Source organism: Pseudomonas sp. AC532, from assembly GCF_979258965.1.
Map to the genome: position 1 here is coordinate 4,226,516 of NZ_OZ409888.1, position 14,980 is coordinate 4,241,495.

Here is a 14,980-nt window from a genome sequence, read left to right on the forward strand (position 1 = left end):
TCTCCGTGTCAGTCGAGCAGCGCCAGGGTGTCGAGGGCGATCTGCCGTTCCTCGTTGGTGGGTACCACCAGCACCCGCGTATGCTGCTGTGCGTGGATCGGGCCGCTGACGCCACGCAGGCAGCGCGCGTTGGCCGTCTCGTCGAGCTTGAGGCCGAGCAGGCCCAGGTGAGCGACCGTCTTGCTGCGGATCAGCGGGGAGTTTTCGCCGATGCCGCCCGTGAAGATCAGCCCGTCCAGGCGTGGCAGGGCGCAGCTCATGGCCGCCAGGGATTTGGCCAGGCGGTAGCAGAATACCTCGATGGCCAGGGTCGCGCCGGCATGGCCTTCGCTGCGCGCCTGCTCCAGGCTGCGCATGTCGTTGGACAGGCCGGAGAGACCGAGTAGGCCGCTGTCGTGGTTGAGCATGCGGTCGATCTGTTCCAGGCTCCAGCCCAACGTGCGTGACAGATGGCTGTGCAGGTTGGGGTCGACATCGCCACTGCGTGTGCCCATCACCAGGCCCTCCAGCGGCGTCAGCCCCATGCTGGTGTCGCGGCTCTGGCCATCGACCACCGCGCAGGTCGAGCAACCGTTGCCCAGGTGGGCGATCAACCAGGCGCTGGCCTCGACCGGCAGGTCGGTAAGCGCCGCGGCACGGGCACTGACGAAGCGGTGGCTGGTGCCATGGAAGCCATAGCGGCGCACACCGTGATCGCGGTATAGCGCTTCCGGCACCGCATAGCGAAAGGCGTGTTCCGGCAGGCTCTGGTGAAAGGCGGTGTCGAAGACCGCCACCTGGGGCAACTGCGGGTACAAGGCCAGGGCTGCCTCGATGCCCAGCAGGCCCGCCGGGTTGTGCAGCGGCGCCAGGGGCGCAACATCACGAATCGCGGCGATCACCAGCTCATCCAGGCGCTGAGCGCTGGTGAAATGCTCGCCGCCATGCACCACCCGATGGCCGATGCCATGCAACTGGCCACCGGTGGTTTCCTGCACCCGCTGCAGCAGGTGAACGAGCGCTGCGCGGTGGCCATCCCCGGGGATCGCCTGGGTGTGCTTGATGCCGTCTCGCTGCCAGATCAAGGCCGCGTCTGCGCTGCCAAGTCGCTCGGCCAGCCCGCTGATGGCGAACTCGCTCTGGTCAGGGTCGACCAGAGCGAACTTGATGGATGAGCTGCCGCAGTTGATCACCAGAATATTGCGTGCGGGCATTCAAAGGTCCTTTGCGTCGGTAGGCTGTTCGGATTGAGCGGCGGTGCACCAGCCGCAGGCGAAACGGGTGCCGATATGGGCGTGTCGCTGCCTGGCATCGAGCACCCAGGCGCGATTCTGCCAGGGCGGTTGGTGGCGCAGGTGTTGAGTATGACCACAAGATAAGACAGCCACCCAGTGGCCGTCATGATCTTGCTCAAAAGCGACCAGCGTAGCGCCCGGTACGGCCCGCCCGTCAGGGCTTGGGTCGCTTTCGCAGGCTCCCTTGGTTACACTCTCACGTTCATTTTCCTCGAGCAAAAGGTTCGCCCCATGCAGATCGCCGCCAACAAGGCCGTTTCCATCGACTATACCCTGACCAACGATGCCGGTGAGGTGATCGATAGTTCCGCTGGCGGCGCGCCGCTGGTTTACCTGCACGGCGCTGGCAATATCATCGTCGGTCTGGAGAAGGCGCTGGTCGGCAAGCAGGCCGGTGACGAAGTCAACGTATCGGTCGAGCCGGAAGAAGCTTACGGCGAATACAGCGCCGAACTGGTCGCTACCCTGAACCGCTCGATGTTCGAAGGCGTCGACGAGCTGGAAGTCGGCATGCAGTTTCATGCCTCCGGTCCGGACGGCGGCATGCAGATCGTCACCATCCGCGAGCTGGAAGGCGACGACGTGATCGTCGATGGCAACCACCCGTTGGCCGGCCAGCGCCTGACGTTCGCGGTCAAGGTTGTCGACGTGCGCGATGCCAGCGCCGAAGAAGTTGCCCACGGTCACGTGCATGGCGAAGGTGGTCATCACCACTGATCCGTATGTCGGCAGCCGATCCTGCGCTGCTGGCCGCTGGTCACCCCTGGCTGCTAAGCTGCAGTCACCAGAAAGGGCGCCTTTTCAGGCGCCTTTCTTGTCTCTTTTCAGCCGTTTTCTGCGTTGCCCGGAGCACACCATGAGCGCCTTTCACGACTTGACACTGCATGCACTGGACGGCGAGGAGCTGCCGCTGGCTCCGCTCAAGGGCAAGGTCGTGCTGGTGGTCAATGTCGCTTCAAAATGCGGGTTGACGCCGCAATATGCAGGGCTGGAGCGCTTGCAGCAGGCTTATGCGGCACAGGGTTTCAGCGTGCTTGGGGTGCCCTGCAACCAGTTCGCCGGGCAGGAGCCTGACAGCGAAGCGGCCATCGCCCAGTTCTGTAGCCTCAATTATGGCGTGAGCTTTCCGCTGAGCAGCAAGCTGGAGGTCAACGGCAGCGCCCGTCATCCACTGTATCGTCTGCTCGCGGGCGAGGGCGCGGAGTTTCCGGGCGACATCACCTGGAACTTCGAAAAGTTTCTGGTCGGCCAGGATGGCCGCGTGCTGGCGCGTTTTTCGCCACGTACCGCGCCGGATGATCCTGCGCTGATCCAGGCCATCGAGAAAGCCCTGGCCTGATCGCCACGGCCGCCTGGCTGGCGGCCGCCCTCGCGCTGCTTATCCCCGCGCGCGAGGTGCCTGCTTGGCTTCGACCGTCAGCGGCGGCGCCAGCTCAACCAGCGGCCTGGTACTGCCAGGCAGGGCGCCGTGCAGGTGACGCTCGAACTGCTCGACAATCACCGCCCAGCTTTGCCGCGCAGCATGCTGGCGGGCGTTCAGGCGCACGCAGCGTAGGTGCTCGCGGTCCTCGAGCAACCAGCGCGCCGCCTCGATGAAGCCATGCTCGTCGTCCGGGCTGGCGAGCATGCCGCTGTGTCCGTGCTCGACGTGCTGGGCGGCGGCCGCCTGATCGAAGGCGACCACACCGAGCCCCGCGGCCATGGCTTCGAGCAGCACGTTGCCGAAGGTCTCCGAGCGACTTGGAAAGATGAACAGGTCGCCACTGGCATAGTGTTCCGCCAGGGCTTCGCCACGCTGAATACCGCAGAAGATGGCGTCGGGCAGTTGCTGCTGCAGGCTTGCGCGCTGCGGGCCGTCACCGACCAGGATCAGCCTGAGCCGTTGTTCCCCACGCTGTTGCTCCAGCGCCTTGAACGTGGTGACCAGCAGGTCCAGGTTCTTTTCCGGTGCCAGGCGGCCGACGTGCAGCACGGCGATGTCGTGTTCGCCCAGGCCCCAGCTGCGGCGCAGGTCGTCGCTGCGCCGCGCCGGGTTGAACAGGCGCGCATCGACGCCGCGGGCGAGCAACTCCAGGCGCTCGAACCCGCGGCGCTGCAGCTCGCAGCGCTGGCTGAGGCTGGGCACCAGGGTCATGCGTGAGGCGTTGTGGAACCAGCGCAGGTAGTTGGTCAGCAGGCGTGTCAGCAGGGTGATGCCGTAATGGCCGGTGTACTGCTGAAAGTTGGTGTGAAAGCCGCTGATCACCGGGATGCGCAGGCAACGCGCGGCACGCAGCGCAGAAAGCCCCAAAGGCCCTTCGGTCGCGATATAGAGTACATCCGGGCGTTGCCGGCGCCACAGGCGCAGCAGCTTGTGACGTGCCGACTGGCCCCATTGCAGGCCGCGGTAGCCGGGCAACGGCCAGCCACGGGTGAGTAGCAGATCATCGTCCTTGGCCGCGCCAGCGTCGACGGCCTGCCGGGGGCGCACCAGTTGCAGGCGATGGCCGCGGGCACGCAAGCCGTTAACCAGATGCCCGAGGGTGTTGGCGACGCCGTTGATTTCCGGGCTGAAGGTCTCGCTGACCAGGGCGATGAATAGCGGGGGAGTGCTCATGACAGCAGTCTGGGCTGCCGTCATGTAGCGTTTGTGACATCAGTGTGGCGTTTTTGCGACAGCCTTCGCGCCATCGTTGATACCACCTTCGCGCACCCAGAACAGCGTCGCGCCGGCGACGGCTGCCGGCATCATCAGGATATTGACGAAGGGAATCAGCAGGACTGCATAGGTGATGCCGCCAAAGCCCAGCGATTGCCAGCGTTTCTCGCGCAGCCAGGCGAGCATGTCCTGCCAGCTCACCTTGTTGTTGTCGGCGGGGTAGTCGATGTACTGGATGGCCATCATCCACACGCCGAATAGCAACCACAGCGGTGCGGCGATCAGATTGACCACCGGAATGAACGACAGCACCAGCAGGCCCAGCGCCCGTGGCAGGAAATAGCCCAGCTTGCGCGCTTCGCGCCCGAGGGTTCGGGGCACCATGGCGATCAGCTCGGCCCAGCTGAACGGTGGGAAGTTGTCTTCACCGCGCACCACCACCTCGACCTTCTCGGCGAGAAAACCGTTGAACGGCGCAGCGACGATATTGGCCAGCATGGTGAAGGTGAAGAACACCATCAGCACCACCAGCACCACGAACAGCGGCCAGAGGATGTACTGCAGGAAGCTCAGCCAGCTCGGCAGGCTGGGCATGAAGGTATCGACCCAGCCGCTGAACTGCTGAATCGCGAAGCCGATTATCAGGCTGAACAGGATCAGGTTGATCGCCAGGGGCAGCAGCACGAACAGGCGCAGGCCAGGGCTCAGGACCAGTTTCAGGCCTTGGCTGAGGTACTGCGGGCCGGACAGCACGGGGGCGCGCATGCAGGGTGTCTCCAGAAAGTGAACGTCGCGCGACCTTACCCACTTTGCTGCCGTGGTGAAAGGGCCGCGCACGCGTCCGGCTCATAGGCACGGGCTATGTGGCGAATTGGCAAAGCGCATTTCCACCGGGGCAGGGGGGTGCCCTAGCCTTGCCGCATCCCTTTTTGGCGTCGCCTATCGGACCTTGAGTTCTCTGGCGGCTCCGCTTTCTTCGGCAACCTGCCGTGAGGAGTTTGCGATGTCTACGCCACGCCACGCCCGGCTGATCATCCTCGGTTCCGGCCCCGCCGGTTACAGCGCAGCGGTCTATGCCGCCCGTGCCAACCTCAAGCCGCTGCTGATCACCGGCCTGCAGGCCGGCGGTCAGCTGACCACCACCACCGAGGTGGACAACTGGCCCGGCGACCCGCACGACCTGACCGGGCCGGCGCTGATGCAGCGCATGCAGGCCCATGCCGAACGCTTCGAGACCGAGATCCTGTTCGATCATATCCAGGCGGTGGATCTCGCCGCGCGGCCGTTCACGCTGGTGGGTGACAGCGTTTCATACACCTGCGACTCACTGATCATCGCCACCGGCGCAAGCGCCCGCTACCTGGGGCTGCCCAGCGAACAGGCGTTCATGGGCAGGGGCGTATCGGCCTGCGCCACCTGCGATGGCTTCTTCTACCGCAACCGTGAGGTGGCGGTGGTCGGAGGCGGCAACACGGCGGTGGAGGAGGCGCTGTATCTGGCCAACATCGCCAGTCGGGTGACGCTGATCCATCGGCGCAACAGCTTTCGCGCGGAAAAGATTCTCCAGGACAAGCTGCAGGCTCGGGTTGCCGAGGGCCGCATCGTGCTGGCTTTGAACGCGCAAGTCGATGAGGTCCTGGGCGATGACTCGGGCGTTACCGGCGTGCGGTTGCGCGAGAACCAGGGCGGCATCCGTGACCTGCAGGTTGACGGCCTGTTCGTGGCCATCGGGCACACGCCCAACACCGCCTTGTTCGAGGGGCAGTTGGCGCTCAGGGACGGTTACCTGCTGGTCAACGGCGGGCGTGACGGCAACGTCACGGCGACCAGCGTTCCTGGCGTTTTCGCGGCAGGCGATGTGGCGGACAGCGTTTATCGTCAAGCCATCACTTCCGCTGGTGCGGGCTGTATGGCAGCGCTCGACGTGGAGCGCTATCTGGATGGCCTGTGAGCGGCGACCTGCTGCTGAGCAGTTGCCAGTGCCCTAACGACGATGCCCGTATCCATTGATACGGGCATCCGTTTATCAAGTGCTGCCAGAACGGGCGGTTTACAGGTCGAAGTCGTATTCGGCCAGTTGTTTGTGCAGGCGCCGTTCCTCGAGAAAATTGTCGATGATGCGTCGCTTGGTCAGGTTGGTCTTCGCCACTTCCACGGGTGCTTCGCTGTTGTCCGTTTCGTCACTGACGAAGTCGTCTTCCAGTACCAGGTCTTCTTTGCCGTTGCTCATGCGCTTCACTCCCGGCTACAGGGGCCATTTGCCGACCTTATAAGGGCAAACGCGGAGCGAGTAAAAAAGATTTTTTCAATCGGTCGATACAGTCGGTATATGAACGCTCAATCGTCCGAGGTCTTGGCCTTGTATTCGCAAAGGTCTTCGATTCGGCAGCTGCCGCAGCGTGGCTTGCGCGCCTGGCATACATACCGGCCATGCAGGATCAGCCAGTGATGGGCATCGAGCAGAAAGTCCCTGGGGACGAACTTGAGAAGTTTCTTTTCCACCTCCACGACGTTCTTGCCCGGGGCGATACCGGTGCGGTTGCTGACCCGGAAAATGTGCGTATCGACTGCCATGGTCAACTGACGAAAGGCCGTGTTGAGCACCACGTTGGCGGTCTTGCGGCCGACCCCCGGCAGCGCCTCCAGCGCCTCGCGGTTGTCCGGCACCTGGCCGCCGTGCTGCTCGACGAGCAGGCGGCAGGTCTCGATGACGTTTCTGGCCTTGCTGTTGTACAGGCCGATGGTCTTGATGTACTCGCTCAAGCCCTCGACGCCCAGGGCCAGAATGGCTTGCGGTGTATTGGCGACCGGGTAGAGCCTGGCAGTGGCCTTGTTGACCCCGACGTCGGTGGCCTGGGCGGACAGAATCACCGCGATCAGCAGTTCGAACGGCGTGCTGTAGGCCAGCTCGGTCTTGGGCTCGGGGTTGTCTTCGTGCAGGCGGCGGAAGATTTCAAGACGTTTTGCGGCGTTCATCGTCGGCAGGGCTTCACGGTAGTCGATGCGCGCTAGGTGGCGCTGGTGTGCGCTTGCAGCCGATGTTCGGCGGTAGCAAGGCGTTCAAGGGCGGCGTTGAGCGTTGCTTCATCGGCGTCTGCACTGCGTTGCAGCTTGCTCAGCGCCGCGCGTGCATAGGCCAGGTCGGTTTTCAGCTGACGCAGCTCGGCGCCCCGCCCGGCGGTGTCGAGCAGCACCTTTTGTGGCGCCGGCTTGTCGCACTGCTGCTCGGCGTCGTGCAGGGCTTGCTGAGCCGCCGCGTAGTCGGCGCGCAGCCTGCTCAGCATGGCCTCGCCAACCCCGCGGCGCTCGCCGGACAGCATCGCGGCACGGCGGCTGGCGACTTCGCTCCTGGCTTTCTTCAGTGCGCCCTCAGCGCTGGTGGTTGCGCTGGCTACAGGCACTCCAGGCACGCTCTGCGCAGCATGCAGGGCAGCGGCCGCCAGCTCGCTGGCGCGCTGCAAGGCATCGAGCTGCATGGCAAAGGGGGAGTCGGGATATGCGGCCACCTGTTTGCGAACCTTCTCGTAGGCGACTTTGGTCATTGCCGCGTCGATTTTCAGACGCTTGATGCGTGCGGCTTGATCGTTCGCCGTTGGCACGGCCGCCACTGTTTCAGCGCTGGGCGGCGCGAGCGTGGCGTTGCGTGCGGCGCGCCGGCGTGCGTCGTCACGGGCCAGGCGCGAGAGGCGGGCCTGGTGCCGCGCTCGAAACTGGTCGGCGCGCTGACGCTGGATCGTGGCCTGCGGCGCGGCGAGCGGAATCAGGTCGATGCAGTCCACCGGGCAGGGCGCGATGCACAGCTCGCAGCCGGTGCATTCGTCGGTTATCACGGTGTGCATCAGTTTGGCGGCGCCAACGATGGCATCCACCGGGCACGCCTGAATGCACTTGGTGCAGCCGATGCACTCGGCCTCGCGGATCACTGCGATCTGCGCGGGTGTCTCCGGTAAGGCCAGGGGCAGCGCCGGCACGTGCAGCAGGTTGGCGAGCGCAGCGATGGTGGCGGTGCCGCCCGGAGGGCACTTGTTGATCGCCTCACCGGCAGCGATGCCCTCCGCGTAGGGTTGGCAGCCCGGGTGTCCGCACTTGCCGCACTGCGTCTGTGGCAGCAGGGCATCGATGGCGGCAATGCGCACGGCGCTGCTCACGGCCGGTGCACGCCGCGGCGGACGAGTAGCGTCAGGCCATTCAGGCGCCGGCAGTGGACGTTGCGGAAGTCGATCATCGGTGGAGCGGGTCTGGCTGAAACGGTAGCCCTGCATTATCCGGCATGCGCCGTGCCCGGTACAGCGGCACGGTCATGCGAACCTCATTCAGGCGCTGCGGGCACGGCTGGCCTTGCGCCATAGCCAGCGCACCAGCAGGGCGAGCGGGAACAGGATGATCACGAACGGAATGCCATAGCCAAGCAGCCTGAGGGCTTCAGTGGCGCCCTCGGTGGCGTTGTCGAGCATGCCAGTGGCGGCTTCGCCGATGCGCGCCAGGCGCCCGACCGGCTCACCCTCGGTGCTGAAGCTGAGCGTCAGCAGGTTGGTGGTCAGGCGGCGTTGCTGCTGGGCCGACTGCTGTGCAGCGCCCGCCAGCTGAACCTCGACCTCGGCCAGTTCGCGCGCCAGGGCGAGCATGTCGCTGACGCTCAGGTCGTTGCGAGCCTGGTACTGCAGCAAGGTTTGCTGTTGGCGCTGCAGGCGCTGGCGTTGCTGTTCGGTATCGCTCACGGCCTGGGCGAGGTCCTCGGCGCGGGTGTGACGGCTTTGCAGTTCGCCACCTTCGCCCGCGAAACCGACCAGCGGTTCGACGCCCGCCGGCGCGATGCGCACGGTGATGCTGGCGGCCTGGTAATTGCCCTGGCTCTGCTCGATGGCCAGCAGGTCGCACTGGCCGAAACGCTGGCTGCTGCACGCTTCACGCACGGCCGCCAGGCGCGCTTCGACCTGCTCGAGCGGCAAGCGAATGCCGACGCTGTGTTCGTAGGCCAGAAACGCGCCCTGCTGCGCGGTTTCACCCAGCAACGCGGCCCCCGCGGGCGAACGGCTGTCACCGGATGGCGAACAGCCGCCAAGCATCAACAGGAAGGCAAAGAGGGTGAGCAGCGGGGGGCGGCTGAGAAACATCCGTGTACCTCGAGAGAATTTGGCGATAGTTGCCCGGTGCTTTCCGTGGCGGCATCAGGGCGCCGGCGTCCGATGTCGAATGCGCCGGTTCATCCTGCAAGTGCTATCACCCCGACGCCGGAAAGCGTCGGGGCGGCTGTTACTTGACCCGTTGGCCCGGCTTGGCGCCGCTGTCCGGGCTGAGCAGGTAGATTTCCTCACCACCAGGACCTGCGGCCAGGACCATGCCTTCCGACACGCCGAACTTCATCTTGCGTGCCGCCAGGTTGGCCACGTACAGGGTCAGGCGGCCTTCGAGCTTGCTCGGGTCCGGGTAGGCGCTCTTGATGCCGGAAAACACGTTGCGCTTCTCGTCGCCAATGTCCAGGGTCAGGCGCAGTAGCTTGTCGGCACCTTCCACGAACTCGCATTTCTCGATCAGCGCGATACGCAGGTCGACCGCTGCGAAGGCGTCGAAGGCGATCTCGGCGGCCAGCGGGTCTTTCTTCAGCTCGCCATTGCCCGTGGAGGCTTCGGTGGCGGCCAGGTCTTCCTTGGAGGCTTCGATCATGGCGTCAACCTTGGCCGGTTCGATACGGCTGAGCAGCGCAGTGAAGGGGTTGAGCTGATGGCCTGTCAACGGTGTAGCGAGGTCGCTCCAGGTCAGCGGTGCAACGTTGAGGAAGGCCTCGGCGTCGCTGGCCAGTTTCGGCAATACCGGCTTGAGGAAGATCACCAACTGACGGAACAGGTTCACGCCCAGGGCGCAGATCGCTTGCACCTCGTCGGCCTTGCCCTCCTGCTTGGCCAGCGACCACGGCGCCTTGTCGGCGATCCAGGCGTTGGCGCGGTCGGCCAGGGCCATGATCTCACGCATGGCACGGGCGAAATCGCGGCTCTCGTAGGCCTCGGCGATGCTCGGCGCGGCGCTCTGGAAGGCGTTCCACAGCTCGGGCTCCGGGTTGGCGGCAACCAGCACGCCGGCGTTGCCTTTGTGGATGAAGCCGGCGCAGCGGCTGGCGATGTTGACCACCTTGCCGACCAGGTCCGAGTTGACCTTCTGGATGAAGTCCTCGAGGTTCAGATCGAGGTCATCGACGCCACGGCCGAGCTTGGCAGCGTAGTAGTAACGCAGGTATTCGGGGTTCAGGTGATCCAGGTAGGTGCGCGCCTTGATGAAGGTGCCGCGCGACTTGGACATCTTCTGGCCGTTGACCGTCAGGTAGCCGTGCACGTTGATGGCGGTCGGCTTGCGGTAGCCGGCGCCTTCGAGCATGGCCGGCCAGAACAGAGCGTGGAAGTTGACGATGTCCTTGCCGATGAAGTGGTACACCTCGGCGCTGGAGTCCTTGTTCCAGAATGCATCGAAATCCAGCTCCGGGCGTCGCGCGCAGAGGTTCTTGAAGCTGGCCATGTAGCCGATCGGCGCATCCAGCCAGACGTAGAAGTACTTGCCCGGCTCGTCAGGGATCTCGAAGCCGAAGTAGGGCGCATCACGGCTGATGTCCCATTCGTGCAGGCCGCCGTCGAGCCACTCGGCGAGCTTGTTGGCCACCGACTCCTGCAGGGTGCCGCTGCGGGTCCACTGCTGGAGCATGTCCTGGAACTGCGGCAGCCTGAAAAAGAAGTGCTTGGAATCCTTGAGCACCGGCACGGCGCCGGAGATTGCCGAGCGCGGGTCCTTGAGTTCGGTGGGCTCGTAGGTGGCGCCGCACTTCTCGCAGTTGTCACCGTACTGGTCCGGCGTCGCGCACTTCGGGCAGGTGCCCTTGATGAAACGATCAGCCAGGAACATGCCTTTTTCCGGGTCGAAGTACTGGGTGACCGAGCGAGTGGCGATGTGGCCGTTGTCGCGCAGCGCCTTGTAGATCGACTCCGACAGCTCGCGGTTTTCCGCCGAGTGGGTGGAGTGGAAGTTGTCGAAATCCACCAGGAAGTCGGCGAAGTCGCCGCTGTGCTCGGCCTTCACGCCGTCGATCAGTTGTTCGGGGGTGATGCCTTCCTTCTCCGCGCGCAGCATGATCGCCGAGCCATGGGCGTCGTCGGCGCACACGTAGATGCACTGGTTGCCGCGCAGCTTCTGGAAACGCACCCACATGTCGGTCTGGATGTACTCGAGCATGTGGCCAAGGTGGATCGAACCGTTGGCGTAGGGCAGGGCGCTGGTAACGAGAATCTGGCGAGCTTGGGACATTGTCAGGCTGTCATCGGGTGGAGGGAGGTCGGTCACTATAAAGTAAGCGAGCGCGTTCCGGCCAGCCTGGGCAGCGACCCGGCAAATAGCCCTGGCTTCGACTGGAATTTAGCGGCGCAGGCAGGTTCCAAAGGGGACCTTCCGCTCCCAGCAAGGAGATCAACCATGCCTGCAGTTCTGCGTCCGCTTGCCTGTGCCACCGCCCTGGCCGTTTTGGTTGGCTGTGCCTCGAGCAATCCTTATGACAACGCTGGCGGCGGTGCGGCCAGTGGTGGTGGCCACCGCACCGCGACCTACGGCGGCCTGGCGGCCCTGGCCGGCGCGGCGGTCGGCGCGGCGGTCAACCATGACGACCGCGGCAAGGGTGCTGCCATCGGCGCGGTGCTCGCCGGTGCGGCAGGCGCCGGTTACGGCTATTACGCCGATCGCCAGGAAGCCGAGCTGCGCCGCAGCATGGAAGGCACCGGCGTGGAGGTGCAGCGCCAGGGCGACGACATCAAGTTGATCATGCCGGGCAACATCACCTTTGCTACCGACTCTGCCGAGATCGCCTCCAGCTTCTATGCACCGCTGAATAACCTGGCGACCTCGTTCAAGCAGTTCCAGAACAACAGCATCGAGATCGTCGGGTACACCGACAGCACCGGTTCCCGCCAGCACAACATGGCGCTGTCGCAGCGTCGTGCGCAAAGCGTGACAAGCTACCTGACCGCTCAGGGCATCGATGGCACGCGCCTGTCGAGCCGCGGTGCCGGTCCGGATCAGCCGATCGCCGACAACGCCACGGCCGAGGGGCGTGCGCAGAATCGTCGTGTGGAAGTCAATCTCAAGCCGCTGCCCGGCCAGCCCGTGCAGTGATCCTGCCTGCTGGCGGCCCATGTGGCCGCCAGTCTGCATCAGCCCGGCAGCTCGGGTAGGATAGGCGCCTTTCCTGCCATCTCCGGAGCCAAGCATGAGCGCTGATATCCGCGCTGCGGTCGAAGCCGTATTGCGCCAGTACACCGACCCCCACCTCGATCAGGATCCGCTCAGCGCAGGCTGCGTGCGGAGCATCGACGTGCAGGACGGCCAGGTCAGCGTGAAGCTGGAGCTCGGCTACGCCGCAGGCCTGTTCAAGCAGGGCTGGGCTCAACTGCTGCAACTGGCCATCGAGCGCCTCGAAGGCGTGCGCAGCGCCAGTGTAGAAGTGAACTGCGTGATCGTCGCGCACAAGGCTCAGGCGCAAGTGCCGGCCCTGGCCAACGTCAAGAACGTGATTGCCGTGGCATCCGGCAAAGGCGGCGTGGGCAAGTCGACCACCGCTGCCAACCTGGCGCTGGCGCTGGCCCGCGAAGGGGCTCGGGTCGGCATTCTCGATGCAGACATCTATGGCCCCAGCCAGGGCATCATGTTCGGCATCCCTGAAGGCACGCGGCCCCAGGTACGTGAGCAAAAGTGGTTCGTGCCGCTTGAGGCCCACGGTGTGCAGGTGATGTCGATGGCCTTTCTGACCGACGACAACACGCCGGTGGTATGGCGTGGCCCGATGGTTTCCGGGGCGCTGCTGCAGCTGGTCACGCAAACCGCCTGGGATGATCTCGATTACCTGGTGATCGACATGCCGCCCGGCACCGGCGATATCCACCTGACCCTGGCACAGAAGGTACCAGTGGCTGGCGCGGTCATCGTCACCACGCCGCAAGACCTGGCGTTGCTGGATGCCAGGAAAGGCGTGGAGATGTTCCGCAAGGTGAACATTCCGGTACTGGGTGTGGTGGAGAACATGGCCGTGCACATCTGCTCCAGCTGCGGCCACGCCGAGCACCTGTTTGGTGAGGGCGGCGGCGAGAAGCTGGCCGCCCAGTTCGGTGTCGACCTGCTGGCCTCCATGCCGCTGTCGATGGCGATTCGCGTGCAGGCGGACGGTGGCAGGCCGACCACCATCGCCGATCCTGAAAGCCAGATCGCCATGCTCTATCAGCAGGTGGCTCGCCAGGTTGGCGCACGCATCGCCTCCAGCGCAGCGGCTGCGCAGGTCATGCCGACGATCGTCATCGCCGACGATTGATCGTGGTGGTGCGCCTGCCCAGCCCAGGGCAGGCGCACCGCCGAATAAGCTGTTTGCCAGGAATCGCAGGCATAAAAAAACCCCGCCGAAGCGGGGTTTTTTATAGAAAGAGCAGGTTAGATAACCTGAACTTCCTCAGCTTGCATGCCTTTCTGACCACGAGTGGCCACGAAGGAAACTTGCTGGCCTTCTTTCAGGCTCTTGAAGCCATCGCTCTGGATAGCTTTGAAGTGTACGAACAGGTCGTCACCGGATTGCGGAGTGATGAAGCCGTAGCCTTTCTCATCGTTGAACCACTTAACGGTGCCATTCTGACGATTGGACATGTGATGTCTCCTAATATCTAAATAATTAACAGCCCTGGATAAAACCAGGCCGGGACTGAGTGCAACGAGTACTAGGAGTCGGACGATGTTTGGATCGAAATCTAGGCATCATGTAGCGATTCGCGGTGACACATGCAGCACAGTGGGATCACCATACCCGCTTTTCTCGCTAAGTGCGAATGGTCTGTAAGTCTTTCTGCGATTTCCTTGCATTCTTGTCGTCGCAGCCTTGCCCGAAGGCCCTTGTCGAGAGGCTTTGAACCGGACCGCCCGGCCCGGTAAGATGCCTTCACTTTTTCACCGTACAGACCTTCAGGACGCCCTGCCATGAGCATCAAATCAGACAAGTGGATTCGCCGCATGGCCCAGGAACACGGCATGATCGAGCCGTTCGTTGAGCGCCAGGTGCGCAACGAAGGCGGTCAGCAACTGATCTCCTACGGGGTGTCGAGCTACGGCTACGACGTGCGCTGTGCCGACGAATTCAAGGTGTTCACCAATATCAACTCGGCCACCGTCGACCCGAAGAATTTTGACGAAAAAAGCTTCGTCGACGTCAAAAGCGACGTCTGCATCATCCCGCCGAACTCGTTCGCCCTGGCGCGCACCGTGGAATTCTTCCGCATTCCGCGCAACGTGCTGACCATCTGCCTGGGCAAGAGCACCTACGCGCGCTGCGGCATTATCGTCAACGTCACGCCGCTGGAGCCGGAATGGGAAGGCCACGTGACGCTGGAGTTCTCCAACACCACCACGCTGCCGGCCAAGATCTACGCCAACGAAGGCGTCGCGCAGATGCTGTTCCTCGAGTCTGACGAGGCCTGCGAGGTCTCGTACAAGGATCGCGGCGGCAAGTACCAGGGCCAGCGCGGCGTGACCTTGCCGAGGGCCTGACAGGGCGCGTCGAGTTCGATTGAAAGGAGCCGGGGATTCCCGGCTTTTTTGTGCCCGTGATGCGCATGCCGAGGCAAATCGCAGACAAAAAAATGGGCGCCTTCAGCGCCCGGAGAAATCAATCGATGCACGGTTTCTGAGTGGCGAGGCGAGGTGAAGTTCCCTTGGATTTATAGGGCGAACTGTTCGGGGCCGGCAGGTCTACATGATTAGCCACGGCACGCCGGTACGCGTGTCGACCCCTAGCCATCCGCTGGAGACACAACCACGATGAGTCAATGGATTATCACGTACAGCCGAAACGAGGCGGCCGAGGTTCTGAAGGTCGAGTCGAACGAAAAGCCGAGTGTGGAAGAGGCGGCGACCTGGCTTTTGGAGTGGGCTGAAGAAAACCTGGAGAAACTGGAACCCAAGGAGCAGCCGCGTGAAGAGCAGACGCCCGCGGTGCGCCTGGAAGAGCGCTTCGGTATCACCATCACGGGCATTGCCCGCGACTGACGACGAGGCGCTCCCT

Annotated in this window: 16 protein-coding genes and 1 pseudogene; 7 read left to right on the plus strand and 10 right to left on the minus strand. The window is 64.0% G+C overall.

The features are described from left to right. Positions 1-8 precede the first annotated feature (8 nt). Both ACZ0AV_RS19630 and ACZ0AV_RS19635 read right to left on the minus strand, forming a co-directional pair. Positions 9-1,193, minus strand: a complete 1,185-nt coding sequence (locus ACZ0AV_RS19630; RefSeq protein WP_499152578.1) for an acetate kinase — start codon at positions 1,191-1,193, stop codon at positions 9-11. Then, positions 1,194-1,613, minus strand: coding sequence for a DUF3565 domain-containing protein (locus ACZ0AV_RS19635; protein ID WP_499152579.1), 420 nt, complete (start codon positions 1,611-1,613; stop codon positions 1,194-1,196). On the opposite strand from ACZ0AV_RS19635, the gene ACZ0AV_RS19640 reads away from it, so the two are divergent. Continuing rightward, positions 1,506-1,991: an FKBP-type peptidyl-prolyl cis-trans isomerase gene (locus ACZ0AV_RS19640; RefSeq protein ID WP_499152580.1), complete on the plus strand. Its 486-nt coding sequence runs from the start codon at positions 1,506-1,508 to the stop codon at positions 1,989-1,991. The genes ACZ0AV_RS19635 and ACZ0AV_RS19640 overlap by 108 nt on opposite strands. A 139-nt stretch (positions 1,992-2,130) precedes the next feature. Next, positions 2,131-2,613: a glutathione peroxidase gene (locus tag ACZ0AV_RS19645; protein ID WP_499152581.1), complete on the plus strand. Its 483-nt coding sequence runs from the start codon at positions 2,131-2,133 to the stop codon at positions 2,611-2,613. A gap of 39 nt (positions 2,614-2,652) precedes the next feature. Here ACZ0AV_RS19645 and ACZ0AV_RS19650 read toward each other — a convergent pair whose 3' ends face one another. Both ACZ0AV_RS19650 and cysZ read right to left on the minus strand, forming a co-directional pair. Continuing rightward, on the minus strand, positions 2,653-3,870 hold the full coding sequence (locus ACZ0AV_RS19650; RefSeq protein WP_499152582.1) for a glycosyltransferase family 4 protein: 1,218 nt from the start codon (positions 3,868-3,870) through the stop codon (positions 2,653-2,655). 39 nt (positions 3,871-3,909) lie between these two features. After that, the gene (gene cysZ, locus ACZ0AV_RS19655) at positions 3,910-4,677 is read right to left on the minus strand and encodes a sulfate transporter CysZ (protein ID WP_499152583.1); all 768 of its coding nucleotides are present in this window, start codon (positions 4,675-4,677) and stop codon (positions 3,910-3,912) included. Between the two features lie 238 nt (positions 4,678-4,915). Here cysZ and trxB point away from each other — a divergent pair, with 238 nt between their 5' ends. Continuing rightward, on the plus strand, positions 4,916-5,863 hold the full coding sequence (gene trxB, locus ACZ0AV_RS19660) for a thioredoxin-disulfide reductase (protein WP_499152584.1): 948 nt from the start codon (positions 4,916-4,918) through the stop codon (positions 5,861-5,863). Positions 5,864-5,962: 99 nt separating this feature from the next. Here the strand turns inward: trxB and ACZ0AV_RS19665 are convergent, their stop codons facing one another. The 5 genes and pseudogenes from ACZ0AV_RS19665 to metG form a co-directional block, all read right to left on the minus strand. Next, complete coding sequence (locus ACZ0AV_RS19665; protein ID WP_499152585.1) at positions 5,963-6,142, minus strand: PA3496 family putative envelope integrity protein; 180 nt, start codon at positions 6,140-6,142, stop codon at positions 5,963-5,965. A gap of 107 nt (positions 6,143-6,249) precedes the next feature. After that, entirely contained in the window at positions 6,250-6,888 is a 639-nt protein-coding gene (nth, locus tag ACZ0AV_RS19670) for an endonuclease III (RefSeq protein ID WP_499152586.1), read from the minus strand. Positions 6,889-6,920: 32 nt separating this feature from the next. Beyond that, a pseudogene (locus tag ACZ0AV_RS19675) lies at positions 6,921-8,033 on the minus strand (RnfABCDGE type electron transport complex subunit B); the annotation flags it as partial. 192 nt (positions 8,034-8,225) lie between these two features. After that, positions 8,226-9,026 carry a DUF4349 domain-containing protein gene (locus ACZ0AV_RS19680; RefSeq protein WP_499152587.1) on the minus strand — a complete coding sequence of 267 codons (801 nt, stop codon included), beginning with the start codon at positions 9,024-9,026 and terminating at the stop codon, positions 8,226-8,228. A 139-nt stretch (positions 9,027-9,165) separates the two neighbouring features. After that, on the minus strand, positions 9,166-11,199 hold the full coding sequence (gene metG, locus ACZ0AV_RS19685) for a methionine--tRNA ligase (RefSeq protein ID WP_499152588.1): 2,034 nt from the start codon (positions 11,197-11,199) through the stop codon (positions 9,166-9,168). 165 nt (positions 11,200-11,364) lie between these two features. Between metG and ACZ0AV_RS19690 the strand changes: the two genes are divergently transcribed. Continuing rightward, on the plus strand, positions 11,365-12,057 hold the full coding sequence (locus ACZ0AV_RS19690; RefSeq protein ID WP_499152589.1) for a YiaD family glycine zipper/OmpA-like lipoprotein: 693 nt from the start codon (positions 11,365-11,367) through the stop codon (positions 12,055-12,057). A gap of 94 nt (positions 12,058-12,151) precedes the next feature. After that, positions 12,152-13,246 carry an iron-sulfur cluster carrier protein ApbC gene (gene apbC / locus ACZ0AV_RS19695; RefSeq protein WP_499152590.1) on the plus strand — a complete coding sequence of 365 codons (1,095 nt, stop codon included), beginning with the start codon at positions 12,152-12,154 and terminating at the stop codon, positions 13,244-13,246. 116 nt (positions 13,247-13,362) lie between these two features. Here apbC and ACZ0AV_RS19700 read toward each other — a convergent pair whose 3' ends face one another. After that, complete coding sequence (locus tag ACZ0AV_RS19700) at positions 13,363-13,572, minus strand: cold-shock protein (protein WP_042555234.1); 210 nt, start codon at positions 13,570-13,572, stop codon at positions 13,363-13,365. Positions 13,573-13,899: 327 nt separating this feature from the next. On the opposite strand from ACZ0AV_RS19700, the gene dcd reads away from it, so the two are divergent. Together dcd and ACZ0AV_RS19710 are read left to right on the plus strand one after the other, a co-directional pair. Beyond that, a complete protein-coding gene (gene dcd, locus ACZ0AV_RS19705; protein ID WP_070882290.1) occupies positions 13,900-14,466 on the plus strand; it encodes a dCTP deaminase in 567 nt (188 codons plus the stop codon). 270 nt (positions 14,467-14,736) lie between these two features. Next, positions 14,737-14,964: a hypothetical protein gene (locus ACZ0AV_RS19710; protein ID WP_499152591.1), complete on the plus strand. Its 228-nt coding sequence runs from the start codon at positions 14,737-14,739 to the stop codon at positions 14,962-14,964. Positions 14,965-14,980 lie beyond the last annotated feature (16 nt).

Bases quoted from the DNA above. Each gene is read 5' to 3' on its own strand.
- ACZ0AV_RS19650 (WP_499152582.1), bottom strand. From the start codon at position 3,870: ATGAGCACTCCCCCGCTATTCATCGCCCTGGTCAGCGAGACCTTCAGC.
- ACZ0AV_RS19640 (WP_499152580.1), top strand. From the start codon at position 1,506: ATGCAGATCGCCGCCAACAAGGCCGTTTCCATCGACTATACCCTGACC.
- ACZ0AV_RS19645 (WP_499152581.1), top strand. From the start codon at position 2,131: ATGAGCGCCTTTCACGACTTGACACTGCATGCACTGGACGGCGAGGAG.
- ACZ0AV_RS19630 (WP_499152578.1), bottom strand. From the start codon at position 1,193: ATGCCCGCACGCAATATTCTGGTGATCAACTGCGGCAGCTCATCCATC.
- apbC (WP_499152590.1), top strand. From the start codon at position 12,152: ATGAGCGCTGATATCCGCGCTGCGGTCGAAGCCGTATTGCGCCAGTAC.
- dcd (WP_070882290.1), top strand. From the start codon at position 13,900: ATGAGCATCAAATCAGACAAGTGGATTCGCCGCATGGCCCAGGAACAC.
- ACZ0AV_RS19690 (WP_499152589.1), top strand. From the start codon at position 11,365: ATGCCTGCAGTTCTGCGTCCGCTTGCCTGTGCCACCGCCCTGGCCGTT.
- metG (WP_499152588.1), bottom strand. From the start codon at position 11,199: ATGTCCCAAGCTCGCCAGATTCTCGTTACCAGCGCCCTGCCCTACGCC.
- ACZ0AV_RS19710 (WP_499152591.1), top strand. From the start codon at position 14,737: ATGAGTCAATGGATTATCACGTACAGCCGAAACGAGGCGGCCGAGGTT.
- ACZ0AV_RS19665 (WP_499152585.1), bottom strand. From the start codon at position 6,142: ATGAGCAACGGCAAAGAAGACCTGGTACTGGAAGACGACTTCGTCAGT.
- cysZ (WP_499152583.1), bottom strand. From the start codon at position 4,677: ATGCGCGCCCCCGTGCTGTCCGGCCCGCAGTACCTCAGCCAAGGCCTG.
- ACZ0AV_RS19680 (WP_499152587.1), bottom strand. From the start codon at position 9,026: ATGTTTCTCAGCCGCCCCCCGCTGCTCACCCTCTTTGCCTTCCTGTTG.
- nth (WP_499152586.1), bottom strand. From the start codon at position 6,888: ATGAACGCCGCAAAACGTCTTGAAATCTTCCGCCGCCTGCACGAAGAC.
- trxB (WP_499152584.1), top strand. From the start codon at position 4,916: ATGTCTACGCCACGCCACGCCCGGCTGATCATCCTCGGTTCCGGCCCC.
- ACZ0AV_RS19700 (WP_042555234.1), bottom strand. From the start codon at position 13,572: ATGTCCAATCGTCAGAATGGCACCGTTAAGTGGTTCAACGATGAGAAA.